3 protein-coding genes are annotated in these 9,377 nt (G+C 66.1%); all 3 read right to left on the reverse strand.

Annotated elements, in window-relative coordinates; all coding sequences use genetic code 11:
* Window positions 1-8 precede the first annotated feature (8 nt).
* Genes recD through recC form a run of 3 tightly spaced genes read right to left on the reverse strand, consistent with a single transcriptional unit; the run spans window position 9 to window position 9,237 of the window.
* Window positions 9-2,084: an exodeoxyribonuclease V subunit alpha gene (gene recD / locus IAE40_RS09240; protein WP_200603069.1), complete on the reverse strand. Its 2,076-nt coding sequence runs from the start codon at window positions 2,082-2,084 to the stop codon at window positions 9-11.
* Window positions 2,081-5,758, reverse strand: a complete 3,678-nt coding sequence (gene recB / locus IAE40_RS09245; RefSeq protein ID WP_200603070.1) for an exodeoxyribonuclease V subunit beta — start codon at window positions 5,756-5,758, stop codon at window positions 2,081-2,083. Before recB ends, recD begins: the two co-directional genes overlap by 4 nt.
* The gene (recC, locus tag IAE40_RS09250) at window positions 5,755-9,237 is read right to left on the reverse strand and encodes an exodeoxyribonuclease V subunit gamma (protein WP_200603071.1); all 3,483 of its coding nucleotides are present in this window, start codon (window positions 9,235-9,237) and stop codon (window positions 5,755-5,757) included. The genes recB and recC overlap by 4 nt, the downstream gene beginning before the upstream one ends.
* Window positions 9,238-9,377 lie beyond the last annotated feature (140 nt).

Raw genomic sequence — 9,377 nt, forward strand, 5'->3', positions numbered from 1 at the left:
GACGAATGTCACCCTTGGTCGAGCATTAGGCCAGAAATCCGACGCACCTTGCGCTCGACAGCCTCCTCAAAGACCCCCCCCCGTGGTTCCACCAGGCTGAAGCAGTGCTTGGCACGGGTGATGCCGGTGTACACCAGTTCCTTGGTCAGCACGGGATTGAGCGCATCAGGCAACACCAGCGCGGTATGGCTGAACTCCGAGCCCTGGGACTTGTGTACGGTCATGGCGAACACCGTTTCCACTTCATTGAGGCGACTGGGCAACACGAAGCGCACCCCGCCCGAGCCGTCGTTACGCGGGAAGGCGACCCTCAGCAATGGCTCGCCATTCTCGTCGGGCAGGCGCAGGGCGATGCCGATATCACCGTTCATCAGGCCGAGGCCGTAGTCATTGCGCGTGACCAGCACCGGACGGCCCTCGTACCAGGGCTGGCGGGTGTCGATCAGCCCAGCGTTGTGCAGCACCCGCGCCACACGCTCGTTCAGCCCTTCCACCCCCCAGGGCCCTTTGCGCACCGCGCACAGCAGCTGGAAGCTTTCGAAGCTGTTGAGCACCAGGGCAGCCCATTGCTCCCACACCGGGGCATCGGCGGAGGTGCCGGGCGCCGGCCGATGGCGACCGATACTGCGCAGATAGTGGCGATACCCCTGCGGGCCGTCCTCACCGCGGCCCAGGCCGTCCAGCAGCAGACGATCGAAGGCGCGGTCATGCTCGCCGCGCAGGGACAGGCCGAACACATCCTCAGGCGGCATGCTCAGCAGATCCCGCGCCTGGCGGGCTTGCTGCAGGTTGACCAGGCGCGCCAACTGGCCAATGCCACTGCCTTCGCCGAAACGCCGGGAGTAACGCAACATCACCACCTGCTGGGCCAGCGCATGCTGGTGCGCATCACCTGGCTGCAGACCGCTGCCCTGCAGCGACTGACCACCGACCTGCTCGAGCCAGGCCTGGGTGGCGGGCGTGTAACGCCCCTCTTCGGCATACCGACACAGGTCGCCGAGCACCGCGCCGGCCTCCACCGAGGCCAACTGGTCCTTGTCGCCCAGCAGCACCAGGCGAGCCTGCGCTGGCAAGGCATCAAGCAGGTTGGCCATCATTTCCAGATCGATCATCGACGCTTCATCGACCACCAGCACGTCCAGCGGCAGTGGGTTACCGGCGTGATGCCGAAAATGCCGCGAACCGGGGCGACTGCCCAGCAGGCGGTGTACCGTGCTCACTTCGGTAGGAATCTGCGCCCGCACCTCGGCGCTGACCCGCAAACGCTCGACCTGTTGGCCGATGGATTCGGTCAGGCGCGCAGCAGCCTTGCCGGTGGGTGCCGCCAGGCGGATGCGCAAGGGCCTGCCCTGCTCCACCGCCGGCCCTTGGAGCAAGGCCAGCAAGCGTACGACCGTGGTGGTCTTGCCGGTGCCCGGGCCACCGGTGATGATGCTGAACGCGGCACGCGTCGCCAGGGCACAGGCGAGCTTCTGCCAGTCCACCTGACCGGCCGGGGCGCCGTCCTCGAACAACTGCGCCAGGCGCGCGGGCAGGTCGGCGGGAATCGACTCGTCTGCCACGATGCGTTGCTGCAGCGACCGGTCGATACGCCGTTCATAGCTCCAGTAACGGCGCAGGTACAGACGCTGACCGCTGAGTACCAGAGGCCGCGCGTCCTGGCCCTCGGCATCGCCCAACGCCACCAGCCGACTGGCCGCGATGCGCTGGCGCCAGGTGCTCGGTTCGAGCGTGGCGAGCAACTGCGACGGCAACAGCAAAGGCCCCGCCAGCGCATCGCCCTCTGGCGGCAGCGACAAGGCGAAATCGGGCTCGGCCAGGGTCTGCTCGAGGTCGAGGCAGACATGCCCATGCCCCAACTGGTGACTGGCCAGCGCCGCAGCCAGCAACAGCAAGGGATCGCTGCCCGCCTCACGCTCCTCGAGGAAGCTGACGAATGCCCGGTCCAGCGCACGCAACCAACCGCGTTCGACCCAACGGTCGAGCAGGGCCAGCAGGTCCTGGCTGTGTTTCAACGGCGCAAGGGCCGCCAGGTGCTCGGCCTGCAACGGTGTCGGCAACAGGTCATCGAGGGTGCGGCTCATGGTGCGGCTCCAGCAAACAAGTCCTGCTGCTCGGGCGCACAGGCGCCCCGAAACAACGCATCGAGCTGCTCAATCAGCTCACGTGGCGGCCGGGCGAAATACAGGCCATGGCCGGCGCTGCCGATACCGCGCAGGAAGATGAACAGGGCACCGCCCACGTGGCGGTCGTAGTCGTAGTCGGGCAGCCGTGCGCGCAACTGGCGATGCAGGGCCAGCAGGTAGAGCACGTACTGCAAGTCGTAGCGGTGGTCGAGGATCGCCTGTTCCATGGCCAGGGCACTGTAGGCGCTGCCATCGGGGCCGAGCCAGTTGGACTTGTAATCGGCCACGTAGTAGCGCCCGTCCAGCTCGAACGCCAGGTCGATGAAGCCCTTGAACATGCCATTTAGCTGGGTCGCCAGCGCTGCCGGTCGCGCGGCGCCACCGTGGGTGTGGCGGACGACGAGCTGATCGAGGCGCAGCACGTCGACCTGATGGCTGGCGAACCAGAACTCCATCTCGATCTGGTACTGCTGAAGCTGCGCCAGGGTCAGGACCGGGCCATCCGACGAAAGCGGCATGGCCTGCGTCAGCAACTGCTGCAGCCAGGGCACCAAGGTCGGGATCCAGCCGGTCCAGTCGCGGCGGTTGCAGCGTTGGCCGACAGTGCGTTCGATCAACGCAGGCTGGCTGACCACGTCGGCAAACCCTTCACGCCCGGCCCACTCGAGCAGGCCGTGAAGGAAGGTGCCGGGGTTCGGCCCGCGAGGGAAGCGGTGGATATCGCCGTTTTCCGCCGGGACTTCACGCAGCCGCTGTGCGTCGACGTTCTCATCGTCGAGCAATTGCTGGGCCTGGGAGCTGTCGGCGCCGAGACTCTGGTCGCCGACGCGCAAGGCACTGTAGGAGGCGATCCACCACTGCTCTGCCGCGGCGCGGCGCGGCTTGCGTGCAGGCAGGTGTTCAGCGCCGTCCTGCGGCGCGCGATAACACTGTTCGTCAGCGTCGGGCAGCGGTGTACAGACAATGGGCGCATCCTCGGCACACAGCGCCTGCAGCCAATCGGCCAACTGCACGGAAGCCGCCAATGGGGCGCCGCCGCCCAGCAGGTAACCCAAACCCGAGCGGTGCAATTGCGAGGTTTTCTGGCTGCCGCGCTTGAGGTCGGCAACACCCAGCCAGCAGGCATGTTGGGCGCGGGTCAGGGCCACGTAGAGCAGGCGCAGGTCTTCGGCCAGACGCTCATCGTCGGCCAGTGCGATCTGCTCGTCGGTGGGGGTGAGCGTCAGCAGCACCTGGCCATCGTCGTCGTGCCAGGCCAATGGCAGGCGCTGGCCATCCACCGGTTTGCTGGTGCAGATGAACGGCAGATAGACCAGCGGGTACTCCAGGCCCTTGGATTTGTGGATGGTCACGACCTTGACCAGTTGCTCGTCGCTCTCCAGGCGCAGGATCTGCTCTTCACCGGCCTGCCCGGCGTTGGCCAGGTGCTCGGCCAGGTGACGGATCAGGGCCTGCTCGCCATCGAGCTCGCCGGCCGCCTGTTGCAGCAGTTCGGCCAGGTGCAGCAGGTTGGTCAGCACACGTTCGCCATCGGCGCGAGCGATCAACGTGCGTGGCAGCTGGAAGTCATGCAGCAGGCGGCGCAGCATGGGCAGCACGCCCTGGCGCTGCCAGGTGTCGCGGTACAGACGAAAACGCATCACCCAGTCTTCCCAGACCCGCTCGTCCTGGTTAAGCCGCTCCAGTTCGAGCAACGGCAGGTCCAGCGTCAGGCTGGCCAGAGCGGCCTTGAGCAGGCGCTCGGCATCAGGCTCGGCGCAGGCCTTGAGCCAGGCCAGCAGGTCGTGGGCTTCCTGGGCAGCAAAGACCGAATCCTTGTCCGACAGATAGACACTGCGTACCCCACGGGCAGCCAGCTCGGCACGGACCAACTGCGCCTCGCGGCCGTCGCGCACCAGGATGGCGATGTCCGAAGGCAGGCAGCCGCGCACTTCGCCCTGCGCATTGGCAAACCCCGTCACACCTCGTTGGCCGCCGTTGAGCAGGGCAACGATATGGCTGGCGCAGCTGGCGGCCAGTTGCTGACGATACAGTGTGTTGGCAACCGGTTCGTCACTGTGCAACTGCCAGCAATGCAGGGCGGCACAGGGCTGGCCGTCGATCAGCAGGCGCTCGCTGCGGCCCTTGGCATGAACTTCGATGAACGGCAGCGGGTTGTCGTTGGCCTCGCGGAACAGAAACGCGCCCTTGCCTTCGGGGCGTTGCTCGGCCAGCAGGAACACGCGGTTGACCGCCTCGACCATGGCCTGGCTGGAGCGGTAGTTGGTGTCCAGGCTGTGCAGGCGCCCTGCCGTGGCACGGCGGGCACCGAGGTAGGTGAAGATATCGGCGCCGCGGAAGGCGTAGATCGCCTGCTTGGGATCGCCGATCATGAACAGGCCGGTTTCCGGGCGGTTTTCGGCGATCCGGTAGATGCGCTCGAAAATGCCGTACTGCACCGGATCGGTGTCCTGGAACTCGTCGATCAAGGCCACGGGGAACTGCTCGCGGATCAGCGCGGCAAGGCGCTCGCCGGCCTCACTACGCAGCGCTTGCTCGAGGCGCAACAGCATATCGTCGAAGCCCATTTCGGCGCGCCGGCGCTTCTCCACTTCGAAACGCGCCGCCACCCACGCGGCAGCATGTTCCAGCACCGCCGAATCGGGGCCAGGCAGCCCCTGCAACGTTTCGCGCAGTGTCTCCATGGCGTGCAATGCCGGATGCTCCGGTGGCTCGCCCGACTTCCAGGCCTCGGCCATGCCTGCAGGCGTCAGGCGGGTGAAGCCGGTGCCCAGGTCGAGGTCCATGGCCTGCTCATCACCCGCCCAGGCGCGCAGTTTGTCGAACCAGGGGTCGAAGAAACGCGCCTGCAACTTGCGACCATCGGCCTGCTTGGCGGCCACCGCCGCGCGGCAGATTTCGTGCAGCTCGTCGGCCCACTGGGCCCAGGGAGCCTTGAGCGCGCCCAGTTGCGCCTGGCGTCGCTGCAGGGCGGATTCGATCAGCGCCTGTGGATCGGCACCGTCTTCTTCCCTGCTGACGCGGCCGAACAGCGGGCGGATGCGCGGTAGCAACGCGTCCGGACTCACCCAATGGCTGCGCACCCAGGCCAGCGCTTCGCCCTGCATGCCGTAGCAGAAGCGCCGCCAGTAATCGCGCATGACCTGGCTGAGCAGCTCGCTGTGATCGGTCTCCAGGCTCTGGGTGAAAAGGCTGCCGCTGTCGAAGGCATGCTCGCGCAGCATGCGCTGGCACCAGCCGTGAATGGTCGAGACCGCCGCTTCGTCCATCCACTGCACTGCGACCTCCAGGCGACTGGCACAACGGCCCCAGTGCTCCTGTGGATAATCGTCGCGCAGCAGGTGCAGCAAGGGGTCGGCGTCGTCCAACTCCCCCCTGAAGAAACGTGCAGCCTCGGCCAGGCGCGCGCGAATCCGCTCGCGCAGCTCCTTGGTCGCAGCGTCGGTGAAGGTCACGACGAGAATCTGCGGCGGCAGCAGTTCGCGGGCAAAGCCTTGCTCGCCGCCGTGGCCGAGGATCAGGCGCAGGTAGAGCGCCGAGATGGTGAAAGTCTTGCCGGTGCCGGCACTGGCTTCGATCAGCTGGCTGCCGTGCAGGGGAAAGCTCAGGGCCAGGGGACGGGCCTGGGTCATGCGGCGGTCTCCGGATTGCCTTGGGTCTGCCATGCGGCGGCAAACAGGGGTCGGTAGAGGGATTCGCACCAGCCTTCGAAGGTCTCGTCGGCCGTGAGCGCAGCAAAGTCGCGGAACTGACGCATCAGTGCAAGGCTCTCGCTGCGCTCGCCGAAGCTGTTCTGGCCGTCGCCTTCATAGGCGCGCTCGGCGGCAGCCTGGGCTTTGTCCGGGTCTGGCTGGGCCAGCCAGGCGAAAGCAGTCTTGGGCGCTACCGGCAGGGGCGCATTCATTGCTGCCTGGCGCGCCACCAGCAGATCGGCAAGCAGATCACCTGCCTGTGCCGAGGGCATCGGTGCGAGCAGCAAGGTGCGGTCACTGGCGACCAGGGCCGTATGCAATGGATAACCGGCAGCGCAGGCCGCCAAATGCATGACCCACGCCGGAATCAGCCGATGCCATTTGAGACTGTTGCGCCCGGCACCCAGGCTGTTGGGCACGGTGGTGATGCTCAGAAGGCTCTGTTCATCATCCTGATAGACGCGCCCAAGCCAACCTTCCAGGCGCAGCGGGCCGCGCTCGAAGTGCAGCGGCAAAGCGCCCTCTACCACGGTGTGCCAGCGCTGCAACAGCTGGCGATGACGCTGCAGCAGGTCTGGCAAGGGCTGGATCAATTCCGCCTGCAGCGACTCGCCGAAGCCCGCCAATGGCAGCAGCCCGCATGCCTGCAGGCGTCGGGCCTGGGTACGCAGCGCCTGTTCGGCGTCGTCGGGTGCGGCCAATGCAGCGCCCAGCAGGCGCTCGCTGAGGCTGTAGCGTTGCAGGGCATCGAGCACGAAAGGCTCCTCGTCCGGGGTTGGCGCCTCCAGCGCTTCGAAGAACACCTTCAGGCGCTGGCTGAAGAAATGCCGGACCGGATGGCGGAGAAAATCCTGCAGTTGCGTCAGATTCAGTGGCTCATCGCTGTCGTAGGGCGGCAACGCCTGATCGACCTCCGAGGCCGGCTCGACGGGCTGATGCAAGACCTGCCATTCGTGGGCGTAGCTGAACAGTGCGCTGCCCTTCTGGAAGTAGCGCTGGCTGAAGGGTTGCAGGGGATGCTCCTGGGTCAGGGCATGCAACAACTGCTGGCCGGGGTCATCACGCTGGCCTTGCTGGGCACCGGCCAGCTGCCAACCGGCGGCAAGATGGTCGCGCAACTGGCCGACCAGCACCGAGGCGGGGCGTTCGCTGTTGTCGCGAATACTGCGTCCGACCCAACTCACATAGAGTTGGTCGCGGGCAGACAGCAGCGCCTCGAGCAGCAGGTAGCGGTCATCTTCGCGGCGCGAACGATCGCCAGGACGGTAATCGCTGGCCATCAGATCGAAGTCCAACGGCGGCTGGGCGCGAGGATAGTCGCCGTCGTTCATGCCCAGCAGGCAGACTACGCGGAATGGGATGGCGCGCATGGGCATCAAGGTGCAGAAGTTCACCGAGCCGGCCAGGAAACGCTGGGACAGCTTGCCCTGGTCCAGCCCCGACAGCCAGGCCTCGCGCACGACCGTGAGCGGCAATGGATCGTGCAGGCCAACGGTCTCGCAGGTTTCCAGCCAGGTATCACGCAGGTCCTGCAACTGCACCAGCAGCAGCTCGTCGTGCTCCTCCTCGGCGAGGAAGAACACCTGCAACAGCGCATGCAGGCGCGCCCCCCACACCACGGGGCTGGCCGGCTCGGCGAGGGTCTGGAACGCCACGTCCAGGGCATCGAGCAGGGCCACCAGCGGGCCGATAAGGGCCGCGTCGAGGCCACCGATCTCGTCATAGGGCTCAATGCCGTCACAGGCCTCGCCGACACCTACGGCGTAACCCAGCAGCATCCGGCGCAGGCCGAACCGCCAACTGTTCTGCTCCAGGCCTTCGGGCAACCCGAGGCGGGCACGTTGTTCACCGCTCAGGCCCCAACGGATGCCGGCCCCCTCGATCCAGCGGTGCAGGGTCGGCAGGTCACTCTCCTTGATCCCGAAGCGGGCGCGCACGGCGGGGACATCGAGCAGGTCGAGGATCTCACTCACGGCGAAACGGCTGTCGGGGAGCTTGAGCAGATGCTCCAGGGCGATCAGCAGTGGATCGCGGCCGCGCTGGCCCTGGTCGGTGAGGGTGAAGGGGATGTAGCGCGGATCATGACGGTCGAGTTGGCCGAAGACAGCGCGGATATGCGGGGCGTAGTCATCGATGGCCGGAAGCATGACGATGACATCGCGCGGCCGCAGGGTCGGATCGCTGCTGAAGCGCGCAAGCAACTGGTCATGGAGGATCTCCACTTCGCGCTGCGGACTATGGGCGATGTGGAAACGTACCGAACGGTCGCGGTTGGGATCGATGGCAGGCCAGGCCTCACGGGTTTCAGCCAGGGGACGCAGTTCGAGGATGTCGTCCTGCAACTGGTTGAGCAGCGTGGTGGGCTGGGCGTCGCTGAACAGGTCGATGCGCCCGTCGCTGAAGACACCACGGTAACTGCTGGGATCATCGTAGCTATCGAGCAGGTTGATGTAGTCACGGCCCTGCTTGCCCCAGGCGGCCAGCAGCGGATGAGCGTGCTGGTGCATCGATTCGTCGTCCAGTTGCAGGGGCATGCCGTGCTTGCGCTGTTGGCGCTTGTACTGGTGCCGGAGCAGGTCTTTGTCCGCGACGATATCCCCCCAATGATGGCGGCAAGGGTTGTGCACGCACAGCAATACCTGGCTGAAGCGGGCCAGCCCGGCCAGGGCTTCAAGGGCCTGGGCGGGCAGCGACGAGATACCAAAGACGATTACCCGCGACGGCAGGCCCGCGGGAGCTTGCTCAAGGGTATCCATGCGCGCGATGAAGCGCTGATGGACGCCGGCACGGCTCTGCGCCATACCCTCTGCACCGACATCGTCGAGCAATGCACGCCACAACTCGGCCTGCCAGCGGTTGCCATCCGCCAGGGGCTTGCGCTCGCCGCGGGCGGTGTTGAGCACGTGCTCTCCAGCGGCCCAGTCCTTGAGCCAGTCGGCGCGGTACACCTGGTATTGGTCGAACAAGTCAGCCAGACGTTCGGCGAGCTGGTAGCGCTTGCGCAGGTCGTTGTCGTCGGTGAGAAAGCGCTTGAGTGGCTCGAAGTGCGGTCGCTCGATCAGTGCTGGCAGCAAGCGCACCAGGCGCCAGGTCAGCGGTGCCTTGTCGAGCAGCGACACCTCGGGAATCTCGTCGCGGCCCAGCACGAGGCGATAGAGCTGCCACATGAAAGTGCCGGGCAACTGGACGTCGATGGCCGCCGCGATACCGCAGCCGCCTTGATCATCGTCCTGCGGATCTTCGGCCAGTGCGAGCTTGAGCCATTGGGCAATACCGTTGCTCTGCACCAGGGCGATTTCGTTCTCCAGAGGCGCCAGGGGATAGTTGCGCATCACGCTCACGACCAGGTTGCGCAAATCGTCTAGGCGGTTGCCTTGGACGATCATGAAACCTGGATGCAGTGGCGTGGTGTTGGTCATTGGGTGCTCTCTGGAAGACGGTGTGCGCTGACGGAACCATACCCTGTAGAGGCAGGCTTGTCCCGTGGCGTGCATGGTGTCGGCGTGGGGGAGCGATGCGACCTGGCGAACGCCAGAAAGACAAAACCCCTACCTGCTCG

The organism is Pseudomonas sp. S44 (assembly GCF_016624805.1).
GTDB lineage: Bacteria > Pseudomonadota > Gammaproteobacteria > Pseudomonadales > Pseudomonadaceae > Aquipseudomonas > Aquipseudomonas machongensis.